Raw genomic sequence first — 18,628 nt, forward strand, 5'->3', positions numbered from 1 at the left:
CGCACCTTGACCGCCCGAAGCGCGGTCACCTTTCTCACAGTCGTTGGCAAACATAACACATCGCAAGAAAAGCCGCTCAAGTGCGTTGAGTTAATCTCTGAGTTCCGACGTTAGTCAGGATTACTTCCAAAAGTTCTGACAGGGGCATTGGTTTTTCCAGGACCAAAAAGTTCTCAAGATCATCATTCATGGCACCTTGCCGGTTCCCGGTAATAATGGCTACGAACATATCAGAGAAGGCAGTACCTACATAATTTGCAACATCAAGCCCTGACCCATCTGCCAGCTGAAGGTCACACAATAGAACATCATAGGGTCGAGCATTGGGGGCTGCACGCAGTAGATTAGTGGCCTCGTCAACTCCCCTTGCAGTGTCTGCTTCAAGACCATTCACTTTAAGGTAACGGGCGGTTGTCTGACGGATCGCTAGCTCATCATCGACAATCAGAACCCGGATAGGGTTTGTTGGGGGCCTCAAGTTTTGCCATGCTTCGCCAGTTCTTTTGCCGTTTGCCGGTGTAACACCGATTGGTAGTTTACCTTTCGCTACGGGGAAGTAGAGACTAAAGGTTGTCCCTTCGGTGACGATGCTCCGCAGGGCGATTGTTCCGCCAATTTGAGTAATAAAACCATGGACTTCTGATAGCCCTAGGCCCGTGCCCTTTCCCAATGGTTTTGTAGAGAAGAATGGATCAAGAATCCGCCCTTGTAGCTCTATGGGAATCCCGCTGCCAGAATCCGTGACTTCAACAACAAGGTAGGATTGGTCTGCTGAAAGTTGGTTTTCGCGGGCCTCTTTTTGCCCCACAGGTTTCACTCGAAACGTCAGGTAGCCCTTGCCAGACATTGCGTCGCGGGCGTTGATAGCAAGGTTAACAATTGCCCCGTCGAACCTATCTGGATCTACATTCAGCAACATGTTGTCGGGGCATTCAGTCATGAGAGTAATCTCGGGTCCCAAAATGTTATCAAGCATCGCCCGCAAGTCTTTAAGTTGATTTTTCACCTCAAAGATTTTAGGTTCAAACGTATCAGCACGGGAAAACCTGAGAAGTTGACTCACCGTTTTTGCAGCGCGTTTTCCCGCAGCCATCGCAGTGACCAATGTTGGCTGATGATGGTCTGGCAAACCTTGTGCCTGCATAAGTTCAAGAGACGACGAAATGATTGCCAGCATGTTGTTGAACTCATGCGCGACACCACTGGTCAGCAGTCCTATTGATTCCATTTTGTGCAACTGAGATCTGGCTGCCTCCAAATTGCGAGACCGGGTTATATCGGTCACGAGATAGGCAAACCCGCCATCGTCTAAATCCACCGCAGCGATGTGGTGATGCTGTCTATTTTCAAAGACAATCTCCAGCTCAAAGTGAATTTGGGCCTTTTTGTCGTCGGGCGGCAATGAAATAACTGTGGAAATGTCTGGCCTTTGTTCTAAGTTTTTTTGAAACTCTTCTGCATCACGAATTTTACGTTCAACCAAGGGCACTAGCAGTCGTTTGCCTTCCTCACCAAAAGAATAGGTTGTAACTTGATCATCTCGATCAAAGTGGAGCAGAGCCGTCTCTGACATTGAAATGACTTGCTTAAGGATACTGCTTTGTTGCGCGTTCAATCCCGCTTGGTACTTTTCAAGTCGCAGTGACGCTGCGAGCTCCATGCGCTGTTCTGATATCTTCCCGTGCGTTTGATCAATGTGTTCGGCGAGCTGTTGTAACTCTTTAAAGTTGAGGTTTTGAGGAATGGCGGGGCGTTTAGCCTGCCTTTCAAGATTTGGAAGCCAAGTGTGTAGATTTTGCAATCCCTGTAAAAGAGGTTTGAGAGCAAGGAAGTGAAAAGTTAACCCAATGAGCACCGCGAATGTGGCCGTGACTAACACAGACCAAATGAACCATCCGGTTAGCCTTGAATTCAGAAAATTACCAAGAGAGGCATCAATTTCTACCGTCCCAAACTTGCCGTTCCTTGCGGGGATCACGCGATAAAAATGCAGTTTTTTACCAAACCCCAGAAATATTTCTAAATCTGAAATTGGAGGAGGAGGTTTGTCTTTGGCTGAGGATGCAATTTGGTTCCCGAAGTCATCATATACGCGTACCGAAAAGATGCTTTCATTAGCTATTAGGCCATCTGACACTTGTTGCGCCAGATATGGATCCAAGAACGCTACAGCGCTTTCTAATGAACTTTGAACAGCATCGACGGCTGCATCGACGTTTCGCTCTTCCCACAATATTACTACCCTGATTTCGCGGGCGGCCAATAGGCTGGACAGGAGGATGAAGACCGTGACACATGTTAGCAATGTAATTCTAGTCGTTCGACCGATAGATGGCTTTTCCGTCTGGTTGGAGCGTTTTTTCACAATGCTCTGCCCCTCACCTCGTTTGTAAGCCCAAATGTTATGGGCTCAGTTTGAGAATGAAATGGAACCAATTTGGTCAATTATTGAGGTTCCGGAACGCCGGGACGCCAAGTTTTCCAAATTTCGCTGAAAGTGCCATCTTTGCGCATGCTATTATAAGCGGTGTGGAGCGCTTTTCTGGTTTCTGGATCCAATTTTTGACTGGCGGTTAAAAATGTTGCATCTCGATCGAAGACTACAGGGTAAATGACATCAATTTTTGACATGACGTCATTGGAAATGCCCCATTTATCTGGAGAGGCAAGAATTTGGGCCAAGCCGCCGCTCTCGGCGATAAAACCTGTTATGGTACCCTCGGCGATACGTTGAAAAAGCCCTACAAATTGGGTGCTTTCTTTTTGGCGAACTGTAGATTGCATTGCCGAGAAATGTGATGCGAAGTATGGATCGTCTTTTATCCTAGCATCAAATTCAAGCGATAGTGCTACATCCCTTCCCTTGGCGAAATTCTTTCCGTCTCCAACAAATGCGTCAAGTGTATCAAATGCATCGGGCTTTGTTCCTTGGCGCACAAGTAGAGCCATCAGGCTCATGTCATATGGCCCAACGTAGTCAAGGAACTCGGTTCGCTCCTCTCTCCAAGAAGCGCTATGCAATAGATCTAGCTCACCCGTTTTGGCCATTTCCAATGCGCGCTTCCAAGATAAATCTGTGACAACTTCAATGTCGAAACCCATCCGTTTCCCAAGTTCAGTCGTTGCCTCTATGACGAACCCATTCCATTCACCGTCGCTGTCAATAAATTGCACGGGCGGCCCCGTATCTCTCATACGAATGGATAAGCGTTTCTTTTTTGTTTCGCCAAAGCTCGGTTTTGATATAATGGTTGCGAGTAGAGAACCTAGGACGGCTCTACGAGAAAAACTCCACACAATACTCTTCCTCCTGTTAAATATTTTCAATCTTCAACTAGTCAAAGTACATCACTCAAAATTGTTTCATGATTGTAGTTAACAAATGATTAACGAGGGTGGAGTGCGATGAGCCAAGCGACTCGGCTCAATATGAATTAAGGTGAAAATTGAGATCGGTAGCAAGCGGGTCTTGTACGGTGCTAACTGCGATATGAGATGAATATAAGTACTTCAAAATATTAAGTAATTATTTGCTTTGGAAGGCTTCTTCTGTGATCGTATATGGCTTAATCTGAGACGTTGCATGGGCCCCGGGGTTGAGGATGCTTCCCCAAAACCCTATCTATTCCTGCGTCACAGAAGTGGACTAAATCAGCCAGCAGGGTCTCCTGATCCGGGGGCTGTGTAATGCCTCCAAGGGCTACAACGCGCCATTGCGAGGTGCAGAGCGACAGCATCGCTGACACCGTAAACACAAAACACGCGGCCACCGCTTGGGGGGGCGCATTGCGGTATTGTCGGGCAATCGCGGAAATGAAATGTTTGGCGGTGGGGTCAAAGCAGCTTTGGGCAATGCCAGTCCAGCGCGGATCAGCCGAGACTTGGGCGATGAGGCGCACATAGGCCAGCCATTGTGGCGTCTCGGGGGTGGCTTTCTCCAAAAGTGGGCGGATGAAACACTCAAGTATATCCTGAAGGGCGGGGTCTTTGGCCTGCTGTAGCTCTTGCAATGCGGCAAGGCGTACTTCGGATAACACTTGCGCGCGCCGCTCTATGACTTTGGAAAACAGCCCCTCTTTTGATCCGCCATGAAAGCTAACCAGCGCTTTTTGCACCTTGGCGGCTTCGGCGATGTCGCGGATTGACGCCCCCTCAAACCCGCGGTCGGCAAATATCAACTCGGCCGCGTCAAATATGCGCGTGCGGGTTTCCAGCGAGCGTTTCGAGGGCGCGCGTTGGCGCTTGGATTCAGGTGGTCTTGTCATATGTAAAAACAATTTGCCTTATTTTGACCGATCGTTCAAGTTAAGCGAAGATAAAAATGCGCTGCGGGGGTAATGTGGAAAACACACGAGAACAATTTGCTTTGATTGGGGCTGGCCCGATGGGCTTGGCGATGGCCAAGACCTTGTTGGAACAGGGTGTAGATTTTCAAGGCTTCGAGTTGGCCGAGGATGTGGGCGGTCTGTGGGACATAGATGCGCCTTTGTCGACGATGTACGAATCCGCGCATCTGATTTCCTCGAAAACCATGACCGAGTTTACCGACTTTCCGATGTCGGAGGATATGGCGGAATATCCCTCGCACCGCGAAATGAAGACCTATTTTCATGATTTTGCCAGTCATTTCGATCTGTACCGCCACTATAAATTTGGCACCAAGGTCACTTTAGTGACGCCGATTGGCGGCTCTGGTGAGGGGTGGAGGGTATGCTGGGAGGATGCGCAGGGTCGCGCCTTTGAGGCGGTTTTTGCCGGTGTGTTGATTGCAAACGGGACGTTGGCCGAGCCAAACGAGCCAAGTTTCAAGGGGGAGTTTTCCGGCGAGTTGATCCACGCGGCGAAGTACCGATACCGCGAGCAGTTTGCCGGCAAACGGGTCTTGATCGTTGGGGCAGGGAACTCGGGGTGCGACATTGCGGTGGATGCGATTCATCATGGGGCCAGCTGCGACTTGTCTATGCGTCGGGGGTATTACTTCGTGCCGAAATACGTGTTCGGGGTGCCTGCCGACACGATGGGCGGCAAGATAAAACTGCCGATGTGGCTGAAGCGGAAAGTGGATGGCACCATCTTGAAGTGGTTTGTCGGAACGCCCGAGAAATACGGCTTCCCCAAGCCTGATTATGCGCTCTACGAATCCCATCCTGTGGTGAATTCGCTGATCCTGTTTCATGCTGGCCATGGGGATTTGAAAGTGCGTCCCGACATCGACCATTTCGATGGGGAAACGGTCGTTTTCAAAGATGGCACCAAAGCCGATTACGACATGATCCTGACGGCGACAGGCTATCGCTTGCATTACCCGTTTATTGATAAGGCGCTTTTGAATTGGCAGGGCGAGGCACCGCATCTGTATTTGAATGCGCTCCATCCAGACCGTGATGATCTATTTGTGCTGGGAATGGTCGAGGCCTCGGGGCTGGGGTGGCAGGGACGCCATGAGCAAGCCGAGATGGTGGCGCGCTACATTGCCGGGCTTCGCGATAATACCGAGGCCGCGCAGGCCTTGCGCGCGAAGAAATCCAAAGGGTTTGATCGCGCGACGGGAGGCATGAATTACATCGACCTGCCGCGCATGGCCTATTACGTTGATAAGGCCACGTACCGCCGTGCGGTGACGGGGCATATCGATGCGCTAAAGGCAGGTGTGCCATGAACAATATCGACGCGGTGAGCCTGAATTTCAGCGCCGGAAGTCTGATGCTGCTAAATGCTATTCTTGCAGTCGTTATGTTCGGGATCGCGCTGGACCTGAAGATGTCGGATTTTCGCGCTTTATCGGCGGCCCCAAAGCCGCTTTTGGTGGGGCTGGTCTCGCAGTTTTTGGTATTACCTGCGCTGACTTACGTGCTTTTGCTGATCTTTACGCCGCAGCCGTCTATCGCGATGGGCCTGATTTTGGTCGCGGCGTGTCCCGGCGGCAATATCTCGAATTTCATCACTCATAGGGCAGGTGGCAACGTCGCTTTATCGGTGTCAATGACGGCGATAGCCACATTCGGCGCCCTGTTTATGACCCCGTTCAATATTGCGCTCTGGGGCACGCTATACGCGCCGACACGCCCCATCTTGCAAAGCATCACAATTGATCCGGTCTCCTTGGCGATAACGGTCGGATTCATGCTGCTGTTACCGCTGGTTCTGGGGATAATGTTGAACAGTTTTCGCCCGGCTTTTGCGGCAAGAATTCGCCCGCCGATGCAATGGCTCTCGCTGGGGATTTTCCTGACATTTGTTGTGCTGGCGCTGGCTGGAAATTGGGAGTTCTTCATCCAGTTCGCCGGGGCTGTGGCTTTGTTGGTGGTGGTGCATAATGCTGTGGCGCTTGGTGCTGGGAACCTGACCGCGCGGCTGGCGCGGGTGAGCGAATACAACCGGCGCGCGATCACAATCGAGACGGGTATCCAGAATTCCGGCCTTGGGTTGGTGCTGATATTCGGGTTTTTCGGGGGGCTTGGCGGCATGGCTGTCGCGGCCGCGTTTTGGGGGATATGGCACGCAATTTCCGGGCTGGTGCTGGCGCTGATCTTGTCTCGCAGGGTGGCTGAGCGATGAGCAAAATCCTTATTACCGGCGCAGCGGGGGCGGTCGGATCTGCGCTCTTGGCCCTGCTTGCCGCTGGCAAGGGGCTGACGATTGTTGCCACTGACATTCGCCCGCCAGCGGAATTGCCGGAAAATGCAACCTATGAGGAAATGGATGTTCGCGGCGCGGATCCGGCGCGGATTATTGCGGCGCACAAGCCTGATATCGTGGTGCATTTGGCCTCGATCGTTACCCCAACGAAAGGCTCGACCCGTGCGTTTGAATATGGCGTTGATGTCGACGGAACCCGCAATGTATTGGCGGCCTGTCTGAGCCACAACGTGCGCCGCCTCGTGGTGACATCATCGGGGGCGGCCTATGGGTATCACCCTGAAAACGCAACGCCTTTAGTCGAAACCGACCCGATCCGCGGCAATCATGAATTCGCATATTCCTGGCACAAACGTCTGGTGGAGGAGATGCTGAGCGAGGCGCGCACTGCCAACCCAGAGTTGGAGCAGGTGGTGTTGCGCGTCGGCACTGTGCTGGGCGTGGGGGTGGAGAACCAGATCACCGCGCTGTTTCGCAAGCCTAAGCTGCTGGGGCTTAAGGGCGCGGAAAGCCCGTTTGTGTTTATCTGGACCCGCGACTTGGCCAGAATTTTACTCCGCGCGGCCACTGACGGGCCTGCGGGAATATTCAACGTCGCGGGGGACGGGGCGATGGGGGTGCGGGATCTGGCGCAAGCCATGGGTAAAACCGTGCGCTGGTTGCCACCGCGTTTGATCAAACTGGCCCTGGCTGTGGCCAAACCTTTACGCCTGTCGCGCTACGGGCCGGAGCAAGTGCGGTTTTTACTCTACCGCCCGGTGCTGGATAACTCCGCGTTGAAAGCCGAGTTTGGCTATGTTCCGGAAAAGACCAGCGCCGAGGTGTTCGATCTGTGGTGGGCTGGCTCGGGGGCAAAACCCCATGCGTAAGACGGCCGTTATAACCGGTGGGGCAGGTGGCTTGGGGCGTGCGTTGGCGCAGGCTTTGCAGCGTGACGGCTGGTTTACCGCCCTTATTGATTTGCCGTCTCCTGCCTTGCAAGATTGCGCCACTGGCCCGTTGCAACAGGCCTATGAGTGCGATCTGACCGATGCGGCGCAACTACAGGCAACCTGTGCGCAAATCTGTGCGGATCGCCCTTCGGTTGATCTGGTGGTTTATAACGCTGGTGTGACGCAAATCATGCCGTTTGAGGGGGCTGATATCCAGGCCCACCGTCGGGTGTTTGAGATCAACTACTTCGCGGCGGTCGCCTGTGCGCAGGCGTTTTTGTTGCCGTTGCGAAAATCCAATGGGACGCATCTGGCTGTCTCCTCGGTCGCGGGGTTTTCGCCATTGCTGCACCGCACGTCCTATGCTGCAAGCAAGCATGCGCTTGAGGGATTTTTCAAGTCTCTGCGCTCGGAGGAGGCGGTGCATAATGTGCGCACGCTCATCGCGGCGCCCTCATTTATTGCGACGAATTTGGGCAATCCGGGGCGCGATGTCGCCGGAATTGCGCGCCCGGGTTCAGCTACGGACGGGGTAGATTACATGAGTGCAGAAGCCGCAGCGCAGGTCATTTTGAGCGGCCTAAGAAAGCGGCGGAATTTTATTGCGGTCGGGCGCGTGGCATGGATGGCCTATGCGCTCAATCGCATTTCACCTTCTCTGTTTCAGATGATGATGGAGCGAAAAATGCGCGCTGAAGACTAGCGTTGCGGTTTGGCGACTCGATTTCGACGCGCAGTTTGATGAAGGTTCTCAATGAGGGGCTCTTGTTAAGATATTGATAATAGTCCTTAATTATCTACTAATTTTTTAGTTTGACAGAATTGTTAACTCCGGCCTAACGTAAGGCAGTCGGCGAAATCCGGCTCACAGAAAAAATAGGGAGGAGACAAGATGCGCAAGTATCTGCTCTCCGCGACTGCGGCTTTTGCTGTTGTTGCGGGGCATGGGACTGCTTTTGCCGACGCGGCGGCAGCCCAAAAATGGATTGATTCAGAATTCCAGCCATCAACGCTTAGCAAGGACGAGCAAAAGTCCGAGCTGGATTGGTTTATCAAGGCGGCTGAGCCGTTTAGCGGCATGGAGATCAACGTGCTGTCGGAAGGTATTCCAACGCACGGCTACGAGTCGGAAGTTCTGACCAAAGCCTTTGAGGAAATCACTGGCATTAAGGTTAACCACCAAATCCTCGGTGAGGGTGAGGTGGTGCAAGCGGTGCAAACGCAAATGCAAACGCAACGCAACCTATATGACGGCTATATCAACGATTCCGACTTGATCGGCACCCACTCGCGGTTGCAACTGGCTTACAATCTGACGGACCAAATGGCTGGTGATTGGGCAGGGACAACCTCGCCGACGCTGGACCTTGAGGACTTCATGGGCATCCAGTTCACGACAGGACCGGATGGCGATCTGTACCAGCTGCCTGACCAACAATTTGCCAACCTGTACTGGTTCCGCAAAGATTGGTTCGACGATGAGGGCAATAAGACGGCGTTCAAAGCCAAATACGGCTACGAGTTGGGTGTTCCGATCAACTGGTCCGCCTATGAGGACATCGCAGACTTCTTCTCAAATGATGTCAAAGAGGTCGACGGGACCACCATCTACGGCCATATGGATTACGGCAAACGCGCGCCTGATCTGGGCTGGCGGATGACCGATGCGTGGCTGTCTATGGCCGGTGCTGGTTCCAAAGGCGAGCCAAACGGCGTTCCAATCGACGAATGGGGCATCCGTATGGAAGCCGGTAGTTGTAACCCGTCGGGCGCATCTGTGACCCGTGGTGGTGCAGCGAACGGTCCGGCTGCGGTCTATGCGATCCGCAAATGGGACGAATGGCTGCGCGCCTATGCGCCTCCCGGTGCGGCGTCTTACGACTTCTACCAGTCGTTGCCAGCTTTGGCGCAAGGCAATGTGGCCCAGCAAATCTTCTGGTACACCGCCTTCACTGCCGACATGGTTAAGCCGAAGTCCGAGGGCAACAACACCGTGGACGACGAGGGCAACCTGTTGTGGCGGATGGCTCCATCCCCGCACGGCCCGTATTGGGAAGACGGCCAGAAGGTTGGCTATCAGGATGTGGGGTCTTGGACGTTCTTGAAGTCCACTCCGTCTGATCGTGCGCAAGCGGCTTGGCTCTATGCTCAATTCGTGACCTCCAAGACTGTCGATGTGAAGAAATCCCACGTTGGGTTGACCTTCATGCGTGACAGCACGGTTAACCACGAGAGCTTTACCGAGCGTGCGCCAAAGCTGGGCGGATTGGTCGAATTCTACCGCTCTCCTGACCGCGTGGCTTGGTCGCCAACCGGCATCAACGTACCCGATTATCCTAAGCTGGCTCAAATCTGGTGGCAGCAAATCGGTGACGTGAACTCCGGTGCGTTCACCCCTCAGCAAGCAATGGATCGCTTGGCCGAAGAAATGGACATCACCATGGCACGGATGCAAGCCGTTGATGAAGCCGCCAACGTTTACGGTGGCTGTGGTCCACGTCTGAACGAGGAAAAAGACCCCTCGGAATGGCTGGGCAAAGGCGGTGCTAAAGCCCAGTTGGACAACGAGAAACCTCAAGGTGAGACCGTCAACTATGACGACCTTGTGGCGCGTTGGAACCAGTAAAATAACGCTGGTCGGGGTCGATATGATCCCGGCCACATCCAACCTGCGACAAGCAGGATTACAGGGTAATGAGACATGACAGTTGAGCTAAAACAGGCCAGCAAGGTGACCCGCGGCATCACCCACATCAAGCCGACATCACTGGTATTAGAGGCCGGGCATTTCAACGTGCTGCTGGGCCAAACCGGGTCGGGCAAGACATCGTTGATTAAGTTAATGGCGGGGCTGGACAGGCTGGCCTCGGGGCGGATTTTCATGGATGGGGTCGATGTGTCGAAACTGTCGACGCAAAAGCGCAACATCTCCCTCGTGCACCAGTTTTTCGTGAATTATTCGCAAATGACGGTTTTTGACAATATTGCCTCCCCTTTGCGGGTTGCAGGCATGGCCAAATCCGAGATTGCAGGCCGGGTAGAGGAAGCCGCCGATATTTTGCAACTGCGTCCGATGCTTTTGCGTCGCCCGCAAGAGTTGAGTGGCGGGCAGCAACAACGCTGCGCTTTGGCGCGGGCAATTGCCAAGGAAAGCCGCGCGGTTTTCCTCGACGAGCCATTGGCCAATTTGGATTACAAGCTGCGCGAAGAATTGCGCGAGCAGCTGCCAGAATTATTCGCGGGCAGGGGGGCGGTCGTGGTCTACGCCACCTCCGAGCCGGAAGAGGCGCTGTTGCTGGGCGGCAAGACGGCCCTGATGGATGACGGCGTGGTCACGCAGTTTGGCACCACAGCCGACATCTACCGAAAACCGCATAGCCTAACGGCGGCGCGGGTGTTCTCTGACCCGCCGATTAACTCGGCCGAGATCGTAAAGACGGGCTCTGAAGCGCGCCTGAAAACGGGCGTCACATGGCCGCTCGAAGGTGCGGCAGCAGCGTTGCCGGACGGGGCATATACCGTCGCAATCCGCCCGCATCATGTGACCCCAGCATCCGCAACGTCCAAGGATGTGGCGCTGATAGGCACGGTGCAAGTCACGGAATTATCCGGCTCGGATTCCAGCGCGCATTTTGTCATGGGCACTGACGATTGGGTCTCGCTGGCCCATGGCGTGCACCCCTACACAATTGGACAGGAGCACATGTTTTACATGGACGCGTCGCATTGTTTCTACTTCGATCCCGACGGGAGGCTCGTGGCATAATGGCAAAAATTACCCTCTCGAACCTACGCCATTCGTATCTGCCAACCCCCTCAGGGCCTGCGGATTATGCACTGAAAGAGATTGACCTCGACTGGCAGGATGGCGGGGCTTACGCGCTGCTTGGGCCGTCAGGTTGTGGCAAGTCTACGTTGCTCAACATCATCTCGGGGCTGCTAACCCCGTCCGAGGGGCGCATCCTTTTTGATGATCGTGACGTGACTGATCTGCCCCCTGATCAGCGCAACATCGCGCAGGTTTTCCAGTTTCCGGTGATCTATGACACGATGAGTGTTTACGATAATTTGGCGTTTCCGTTGCGCAATCGTGGGGTCGATGCGGCGCGTGTTGATGCGCGCGTGCGTGAAATTGCGCAGATGTTGGAGATGACCGATATGCTGGGCATTCGCGCCTCGCACCTGTCGCCTGATAACAAGCAAAAGATCTCTATGGGGCGTGGCTTGGTGCGTGATGATGTGAATGTGGTGATGTTTGACGAGCCATTGACCGTGATTGACCCGCATCTGAAATGGAAGCTGCGCAGCAAGTTGAAAGAGCTACACCAAAGGGTCAAGGCGACGATGATTTATGTCACCCACGACCAGACCGAGGCGTTAACTTTTGCCGATCAGGTGGTGGTGATGCAGGACGGTGAAGTGGTTCAAATCGGCACGCCTGTAGAGCTGTTTGAGCGCCCGCAGCATACGTTTGTGGGGCACTTCATTGGCTCGCCGGGGATGAATGTTCTACCCGCAACACAGACGGGCGGAAAAGTCACCTTTGAAGGGCAAGTGATTGCGCTGGAGGGGGCTGTGAGCGGCACAGGCGGGGTCACGCAACTTGGCATTCGGCCCGAGTTTGTGGCGCTGTCAAATAAGGGATTAGAGGCGCGCGTGCGCAAAGTTTCCGACATTGGCCGCCACAGCGTCGTTGAGGTAATGGTCGGTGATACGTCGGTAAAAGCCATCGTCGAGGGCGATGTGCCGGGGCAGGGCGATGCCGTGCATTTGGACTTCCGCACAGATCAAACGCGGCTGTATCGCGATGGCTGGATTGCAACTGAGGTGGCATCATGAAGACCGAAAACCAAAAAGCATGGTTCTTTGTGTTGCCGGTCTTGCTGCTGGTTGCTTTCAACGCACTAATTCCAATTATGACGGTGGTGAATTACTCGGTCCAAGAGACCTTTGGGAGTAACCTATTTTTCTGGCAAGGCCTTGATTGGTTTGAGCAAATACTGAGTTCGGAGCGGTTTCATGCGGCGCTTGGCCGGCAGTTTTTGTTCACGTTCCTGATTTTGATTATCGAGGTGCCTTTGGGCATTCTCATAGCGCTTTCGATGCCAAAGCAAGGCCTTTGGGTGCCGGTTTGTTTGGTCACGATGGCGTTGCCGATGTTGATCCCGTGGAACGTGGTAGGGGCGATGTGGAACATTTTCACGCTGCCTGACATTGGCTTGCTTGGGTACTTCTTGAACAGTGTTTTGGGCATCAACTATGACATGACCCAAGACCCGATTGCGGCTTGGGTGACGATCATCACGATGGATGTGTGGCACTGGACATCGCTGGTGGTGTTGCTGTCTTACGCGGGGTTGGTGTCGATCCCGGACGCGTACTATCAGGCGGCCAAAATCGACGGGGCCTCGCCTTGGAAAGTATTCCGCTACATCCAGCTTCCCAAGATGAAAACCGTGCTGACCATCGCCATTTTGTTGCGCTTCATGGACAGTTTCAACATCTATACCGAGCCGTTTGTGCTGACTGGTGGTGGGCCGGGCAATTCGACCACATTGCTGTCGATTGATTTGGTTAAAATCGCCCTTGGGCAATTTGACCTTGGCCCTGCTGCTGCGATGTCGCTGATATACTTTGCGATCACCTTGCTGGTGTCGTGGCTGTTCTACACTATTATGACCAAGGACGATGAATAATGAAGAAAAGATACATCATTCCAATTGTCTACATCCTGTTCTTAATGTTGCCAATTTACTGGCTGGTGGCGATGAGCTTCAAGACCACCAATGAAATTTTATCAGGGTTTTCGCTGTTCCCGCAGACGTTCACCTTGGAAAATTACATCGTCATATTTACCGATCCTTCATGGTATTGGGGCTACATCAACTCCATCATATATGTGACGCTGAACATGGTAATCTCGATCACTGTGGCGCTGCCTGCGGCCTATGCATTCTCTCGCTACAGCTTTCTTGGGGATAAGACGCTGTTCTTTTGGTTGCTGACCAACCGGATGGCGCCTGCGGCGGTCTTCGCGCTGCCGTTCTTTCAACTGTATTCCTCGGTGGGGCTGTTTGACACACATCTGGCTGTGGCGCTGGCGCATTGCCTTTTTAATGTGCCGCTGGCGGTCTGGATATTGGAAGGTTTCATGGGCGGCGTCCCCAAAGAGCTGGACGAGACGGCCTATGTCGATGGCTACTCCTTCCCGCGCTTTTTCATCACCATCTTCTTGCCAACAATCAAAGCCGGGGTCGGGGTGGCAGCGTTCTTTTGCTTCATGTTCTCATGGGTGGAGCTTTTGCTGGCCAAAACGCTCACCGCCGTGGCCGCAAAGCCAATTGCGGCGGTCATGACCAAGACCGCCTCGAGCGCGGGGTACGAGTTGGGATTGCTGGCCGCCGCGGGCACGCTGACGATCATTCCCGGCGCTATAGTTATCTACTTCGTGCGAAATAACATCGCCAAAGGCTTTGCCTTGGGGAGGGTGTAAATATGTTGAGTTGGATGGCTTGGACTTGGCCCACGGGGCTGTTTTTTATCGGCCTTTTCATCGTGATGGGGATCATCACTTATATCGAGATTAAAAAACCCGGAACGTCCGAGCGCGACGGGGTGCTTGGATTGACCACTACCCGAGGCGATCGACTGTTTCTCAGCCTGCTGGGGTCCGCTTACATTTTCCTCGCATGGCTTGGCCTAATTGGTCAGCCATTGTGGTGGCCAATATTGATTGCGGCAGCATGGACGGTGTTCTGTTTTCGAAAAGTGTGAGAAACAGTTTGGTAAAACGAAACTCATAGTATTTACTCGCTAGATATAAATAGTGAGCGATGCGTTAAGACGGAATGGTAATGAGACAAAAGAAAAAAAGCGAGCTGCTGACCGAGGTTGAACTTGAGTTCATGACACAGCTTTGGGCTTTGGGCGAGGGGACGGTGCGTGATGTGCTGGACCAACTCTCGGAAGGTCGAAATCTGGCTTATACCTCTGCCGCGACCGTTCTGCGCATATTGGAACAAAAAGAATTCGTCACCAGCCGGAAGGATGGGAAACGCCATGTTTTCAAGCCGACGCTGGCCAAAGACGCGTATCAAACCCGCTCACTGAAAGACCTCTCGATGAAGCTTTTTGACGACACGCCCGCCTCGCTGGTGGCGCGTCTGGTCAATGATGACGAGCTGACAGAAGAGGCGTTGGGGCAAATCCGGGCACTTGTGGATCGGAGGTTGAAAAATGATACCGGGTGACGCTGTTCTCGACGCTTTCATCAATGCCAATATCTTATTTATGGTGGCTTTCGCGCTATGGCGCGCGGCCCGATTTTTATTTGAGCGAACGGGGCTGAAACATGCCTACGCGACACAGCTCAAGCTCTTAAATACGGTCTTTTTGGCGATTGTTTTTTCGCCTTTCCTAATTCTTGCGATGACCGCCTTACAAAACACGGCGCTTGGAGGCGGGGTGAATGTGAACCTGTCTGACATGGTTGTATCCTACTACCTCAATGGCGGATTCGAGATGCGGGCGACTGATTTCGAGAGCATTTTGTCCCTTCGTGACACGTTCACTGCCGACGTAATGCGGGCAGGTAGCTGGGGTGCATGGGCCGCAATCACAGCCTTCGGTGCTGGTGTGTTGCTTGGGGTGATACGGCTGGCCTATTCGATGTTTTGCCTGCGTAAAATTGTATCTGCCAGCTATGCATGGCGCAGTTTTGGACGCTTGCGCATCCGCCTCTCTGACCAGACCATGGTGCCGTTCTCAACTCGGGGGGCGCGTAATTATTACGTGGTTATTCCGTCACATATGTTGGGTGAGCCACAGGAATTGAAGGTCTCGTTGGCGCATGAATTCCAACATTTGCGCCAAGGCGATATTGAGTGGGAAATTCTGCTAGAAGCGCTTAAGCCGTTGTTTTTCCTGAACCCAGCCTATCATGCATGGAAGCGCCAAGTCGAAGATTTGCGCGAATTGGCCTGCGACAGCCAAGTGTTGATCCGCGGACGGATCGACATCAAAGCCTATTGCGATACGTTGTTGAGTGTGTGCCAGCAGACCTTGCGGCGTGACCGGGTGTTTGTGGTTGCGGTGCCGAAGGTAACCTTGGTGACCGCCGACCGATCCCCCCTGCGCGACGGCAAGATGAGCTTCCTTGAGCAACGCATCTCCACATTGTTTGACATGCGCAGCCTTCGCTACCCTAGGCTGGTTTATGCGGCCATTGTCGCCCCGCTGATGGCGGCAATTTTGCTCACAGCAATGGCTATTCAACGCCCCGGGGATTGGAGCCAAGATCGCCTGATGCTTTCAACCGTGGTCAATCTGGAGCGGCTGGACGAGATTAACCGGCTGTCCACCTTTGGGCGGGTTCGGAATTAGTTAAGTCGTTGGATTTAAAGGAACCCCAAGGATGTCGCGGGCCTGTTGCCATGTGGCGACGGGGCGCTCGTATTTGTCACAAAGCGTGACTGCGCGTTGCACCAGCGCGGCGTTTGAGGGGGCCAGCGTGCGGTTGTCCACGCGGATGTTGTCTTCCAAACCGGTGCGTGTATGCCCGCCTGCCGCTATGGCCCATTCATTAACCACCAGTTGATTTACCCCGATGCCTGCGGCGCACCACTGTGCATCCGGCGCGCGGGTTTTCATGATCTGGACGTAGAAATCAAAAACCTCTTTATCGGCGGGCATGGCGTTTTTCACCCCCATAACAAACTGCACATAGAGTTGGCCAAACAGCGCGCCTTCGGCATGCATTCGGATGGCGGTTAAGATGTGGCTCAGATCGAACGCCTCGATCTCTGGCGTGACGTTATAGGTTTGCATCTCGCTCGCCAACCAGTGCACCAGATCGGGGCTGTTTTCATAAACGCGCGCGGGGAAGTTGTTGGAGCCAACCGACAGCGACGCCATATCAGGGCGCAGCGGTAACATGCCCCCGCGCTCATGCCCCGCACCAGAACGCCCGCCCGTGGACAATTGCACAATCATGCCGGGGCAATGTTTGTGTAGCCCTTCCATCAAGAGCGCAAAGCGGTCGGGATCGGAGGTGGGCGTCTCATCGTCATTGCGCACATGGCAATGCGCGATGCTGGCGCCGGCCTCGAACGCCGCGTGGCTGCTCTCTATTTGCTCGGTGATTGTGGTGGGAACCGCCGGATTGTCGGCCTTGGTGGGAACAGATCCGGTGATTGCAGTACAGATAATGCAGGGGGTATTCATGCTTATGTCCTTGGCAGCGGCACCAATGGGGGCGAGCCTCTAAATGTCGAAGAAAACAGTCTCGCCGTCGCCTTGCAAGCGAATATCGAAGCGGTAGACGACTTTTCCGTCGCGCTCGGAGCGTTTGGCAATCAGCGTTTGGCGGCGGTTTTCCCACTCGATCAGGTTGATAACAGGGTCAGCCGCATTGGCATCGTCTTCATCGTCAAAATACAGGCGGGTATTTAGACCAATGTTGATGCCGCGCGCCACGATCCACAGGTTTATATGCGGGGCCATGGTGCTGCCAGAGCGCCCGGCAACACAGCCGGGTTTGACCGTCTCAAAGCCCCATTCGCCGGTGTCGAAATCGGTGATCACACGGCCCCAGCCGCGAAATCCATCCTCTACATCTCCGGGGTGTTCGGGGTGGGCATAGATGCCGCTCGCATTGGCTTGCCACGCCTCAATCAGCACGTCTTTGACCGGGCTGCCGGTGCCGTCGATAACCACGCCCTCGACGCGAATACGCTCGCCCTTGGCGTTGGGGCCTGCGATGTCCCAGCCAAGCTCTTGTTTATAAATGTCAAACCCTGCGGCACCGGGGGCTAGGCCGATGTGAACATAGGGGCCAGCGGTTTGTGACGGGGTTTCTTTCAGGTAGTCAAGTTTCTGAGGCATTAGTTTCCCTCCAGACGGTTTTCAAACAAGGTAGAGCGGCGGCCGCGCAGCACGATGTCGAATTTATAGGCGATACTATCAAGCGGTATGGTCGCGTTCATATCCAGAACGGCGACGAGTTGTTCAATCGCGTCAGGGTCGGGGATTGTTTGCACAATGGGGCATTTTGCGATCAGCGGATCACCCTCAAAATAACATTGCGTGATCAGGCGTTGTGCGAAACCAGTACCAAAGACCGAGAGGTGGATATGCGCGGGGCGCCAGTTGTTGACCCAGTTGCGCCAGGGGTAAGCCCCGGGTTTGACCGTGCGGAAAAAGTAGTATCCGTCCTCGTCGGTCATGGTGCGTCCGCAGCCGCCGAAATTGGGGTCAATGGGGGCAAGGTAGGTGTCTTTCTTGTGACGATAACGCCCGCCTGCATTGGCTTGCCAGATCTCGACCAAAGTGTTGGGAACGGGGCGCGCATTCTCGTCCAGAACACGCCCGTGCAAGATGATCCGCTCGCCAATTGGCGCGTTGCCGCTTTGGGCATAGTTGGACAACAGATCATTATCAATCGGGTCAATGTCATTGTGACCAAAGCGCGGGCCAGTGATTTCGCTGGCGGTGTTTTCCAGCGAAATGAGGGAGTATTGCGGCGAGCGCGCGACGCTGGTTTTATAGGTCGGCGTCAGGGCAGGGGCGTGCCACTCACGGTCTCGCTGGTAGAATTCAGCAGGCTTGTTAGCGGGTTTGTTCATGTCGGCTGTCTCCTTGATCTGGCATGGATAAAAGGGCGTATTCAGGTGTTATTAGTCGTCTCAAGTTCCATCTCGGCATAGGTCTGCTTGGCCAGTTTTAGGGCCTGATTGGCGCGCGGTACACCTGCATAAATCGCCACATGTTGGAAGGCCTCCAACACGTCTTGCTTGCTGGCACCGGTGCGTGCGGTTGCGCGGATGTGCATCGGAATTTCCTCGAAATTCCCCAAAGCCGCCAGCAATGCGAGAGTGAGCATCGAGCGCTCGCGTGCAGCGATTGCGTCACTGGCCCAAACGGTGCCCCATGCGGCCTCGGTGATCAGGGTTTGAAACGGCTCGTCGAAGGGGGTTTTGCCAGCTTCCGCACGCTCCACATGGGCCTCGCCCAGCACCGCGCGGCGGGTCTTCATTCCGGTCTTGAATTTGTCGGTCATG

Annotated in this window: 19 protein-coding genes; 12 read left to right on the forward strand and 7 right to left on the reverse strand. The window is 54.0% G+C overall.

Annotated elements, in window-relative coordinates:
- Positions 1-76 precede the first annotated feature (76 nt).
- From AC3Y7R_RS01765 to AC3Y7R_RS01775, 3 genes are all read right to left on the reverse strand, one after another.
- On the reverse strand, positions 77-2,365 hold the full coding sequence (locus tag AC3Y7R_RS01765) for an ATP-binding protein (RefSeq protein ID WP_490040286.1): 2,289 nt from the start codon (positions 2,363-2,365) through the stop codon (positions 77-79).
- 80 nt (positions 2,366-2,445) lie between these two features.
- Positions 2,446-3,195, reverse strand: a complete 750-nt coding sequence (locus tag AC3Y7R_RS01770) for a substrate-binding periplasmic protein (protein WP_490040962.1) — start codon at positions 3,193-3,195, stop codon at positions 2,446-2,448.
- 371 nt (positions 3,196-3,566) lie between these two features.
- The gene (locus AC3Y7R_RS01775; RefSeq protein ID WP_490040287.1) at positions 3,567-4,265 is read right to left on the reverse strand and encodes a TetR/AcrR family transcriptional regulator; all 699 of its coding nucleotides are present in this window, start codon (positions 4,263-4,265) and stop codon (positions 3,567-3,569) included.
- Positions 4,266-4,339: 74 nt separating this feature from the next.
- On the opposite strand from AC3Y7R_RS01775, the gene AC3Y7R_RS01780 reads away from it, so the two are divergent.
- The 12 genes from AC3Y7R_RS01780 to AC3Y7R_RS01835 all read left to right on the forward strand — a co-directional run bounded on the left by AC3Y7R_RS01780 (position 4,340) and on the right by AC3Y7R_RS01835 (position 15,953).
- Positions 4,340-5,659, forward strand: a complete 1,320-nt coding sequence (locus AC3Y7R_RS01780; RefSeq protein WP_490040288.1) for a flavin-containing monooxygenase — start codon at positions 4,340-4,342, stop codon at positions 5,657-5,659.
- On the forward strand, positions 5,656-6,558 hold the full coding sequence (locus AC3Y7R_RS01785; RefSeq protein ID WP_490040289.1) for a bile acid:sodium symporter family protein: 903 nt from the start codon (positions 5,656-5,658) through the stop codon (positions 6,556-6,558). Before AC3Y7R_RS01780 ends, AC3Y7R_RS01785 begins: the two co-directional genes overlap by 4 nt.
- Positions 6,555-7,508 carry an SDR family oxidoreductase gene (locus AC3Y7R_RS01790; RefSeq protein ID WP_490040290.1) on the forward strand — a complete coding sequence of 318 codons (954 nt, stop codon included), beginning with the start codon at positions 6,555-6,557 and terminating at the stop codon, positions 7,506-7,508. The genes AC3Y7R_RS01785 and AC3Y7R_RS01790 overlap by 4 nt, the downstream gene beginning before the upstream one ends.
- On the forward strand, positions 7,501-8,274 hold the full coding sequence (locus AC3Y7R_RS01795) for an SDR family NAD(P)-dependent oxidoreductase (protein ID WP_490040291.1): 774 nt from the start codon (positions 7,501-7,503) through the stop codon (positions 8,272-8,274). The genes AC3Y7R_RS01790 and AC3Y7R_RS01795 overlap by 8 nt, the downstream gene beginning before the upstream one ends.
- A gap of 189 nt (positions 8,275-8,463) precedes the next feature.
- Positions 8,464-10,197 (forward strand): ABC transporter substrate-binding protein, encoded by a 1,734-nt coding sequence (locus AC3Y7R_RS01800; protein ID WP_490040292.1) that lies wholly within the window; start codon positions 8,464-8,466, stop codon positions 10,195-10,197.
- A 75-nt stretch (positions 10,198-10,272) separates the two neighbouring features.
- Positions 10,273-11,337, forward strand: coding sequence for an ABC transporter ATP-binding protein (locus AC3Y7R_RS01805; protein WP_490040293.1), 1,065 nt, complete (start codon positions 10,273-10,275; stop codon positions 11,335-11,337).
- On the forward strand, positions 11,337-12,410 hold the full coding sequence (locus AC3Y7R_RS01810; protein ID WP_490040294.1) for an ABC transporter ATP-binding protein: 1,074 nt from the start codon (positions 11,337-11,339) through the stop codon (positions 12,408-12,410). The genes AC3Y7R_RS01805 and AC3Y7R_RS01810 overlap by 1 nt, the downstream gene beginning before the upstream one ends.
- Positions 12,407-13,267, forward strand: a complete 861-nt coding sequence (locus AC3Y7R_RS01815) for a carbohydrate ABC transporter permease (protein ID WP_490040295.1) — start codon at positions 12,407-12,409, stop codon at positions 13,265-13,267. Before AC3Y7R_RS01810 ends, AC3Y7R_RS01815 begins: the two co-directional genes overlap by 4 nt.
- On the forward strand, positions 13,267-14,064 hold the full coding sequence (locus tag AC3Y7R_RS01820) for a carbohydrate ABC transporter permease (protein ID WP_490040296.1): 798 nt from the start codon (positions 13,267-13,269) through the stop codon (positions 14,062-14,064). Before AC3Y7R_RS01815 ends, AC3Y7R_RS01820 begins: the two co-directional genes overlap by 1 nt.
- A 2-nt stretch (positions 14,065-14,066) precedes the next feature.
- On the forward strand, positions 14,067-14,345 hold the full coding sequence (locus AC3Y7R_RS01825; protein ID WP_490040297.1) for a DUF2160 domain-containing protein: 279 nt from the start codon (positions 14,067-14,069) through the stop codon (positions 14,343-14,345).
- 80 nt (positions 14,346-14,425) lie between these two features.
- Positions 14,426-14,821, forward strand: coding sequence for a BlaI/MecI/CopY family transcriptional regulator (locus AC3Y7R_RS01830; protein WP_490040298.1), 396 nt, complete (start codon positions 14,426-14,428; stop codon positions 14,819-14,821).
- Positions 14,808-15,953: a M56 family metallopeptidase gene (locus AC3Y7R_RS01835; RefSeq protein ID WP_490040299.1), complete on the forward strand. Its 1,146-nt coding sequence runs from the start codon at positions 14,808-14,810 to the stop codon at positions 15,951-15,953. Before AC3Y7R_RS01830 ends, AC3Y7R_RS01835 begins: the two co-directional genes overlap by 14 nt.
- Here AC3Y7R_RS01835 and AC3Y7R_RS01840 read toward each other — a convergent pair whose 3' ends face one another.
- From AC3Y7R_RS01840 to pcaC, 4 genes are read right to left on the reverse strand one after another with little or no spacing between them, the layout of a single operon-like run.
- Positions 15,954-16,793, reverse strand: coding sequence for a 3-oxoadipate:acetyl-CoA acetyltransferase (locus AC3Y7R_RS01840; RefSeq protein ID WP_490040300.1), 840 nt, complete (start codon positions 16,791-16,793; stop codon positions 15,954-15,956).
- A gap of 39 nt (positions 16,794-16,832) precedes the next feature.
- Positions 16,833-17,453: a protocatechuate 3,4-dioxygenase subunit alpha gene (pcaG, locus tag AC3Y7R_RS01845; protein ID WP_490040301.1), complete on the reverse strand. Its 621-nt coding sequence runs from the start codon at positions 17,451-17,453 to the stop codon at positions 16,833-16,835.
- On the reverse strand, positions 17,453-18,193 hold the full coding sequence (gene pcaH / locus AC3Y7R_RS01850; protein ID WP_490040302.1) for a protocatechuate 3,4-dioxygenase subunit beta: 741 nt from the start codon (positions 18,191-18,193) through the stop codon (positions 17,453-17,455). Before pcaH ends, pcaG begins: the two co-directional genes overlap by 1 nt.
- A gap of 41 nt (positions 18,194-18,234) precedes the next feature.
- Positions 18,235-18,627, reverse strand: coding sequence for a 4-carboxymuconolactone decarboxylase (gene pcaC / locus AC3Y7R_RS01855; protein WP_490040303.1), 393 nt, complete (start codon positions 18,625-18,627; stop codon positions 18,235-18,237).
- Position 18,628: the final 1 nt, after the last annotated feature.

This window comes from Litoreibacter sp., assembly GCF_058136045.1.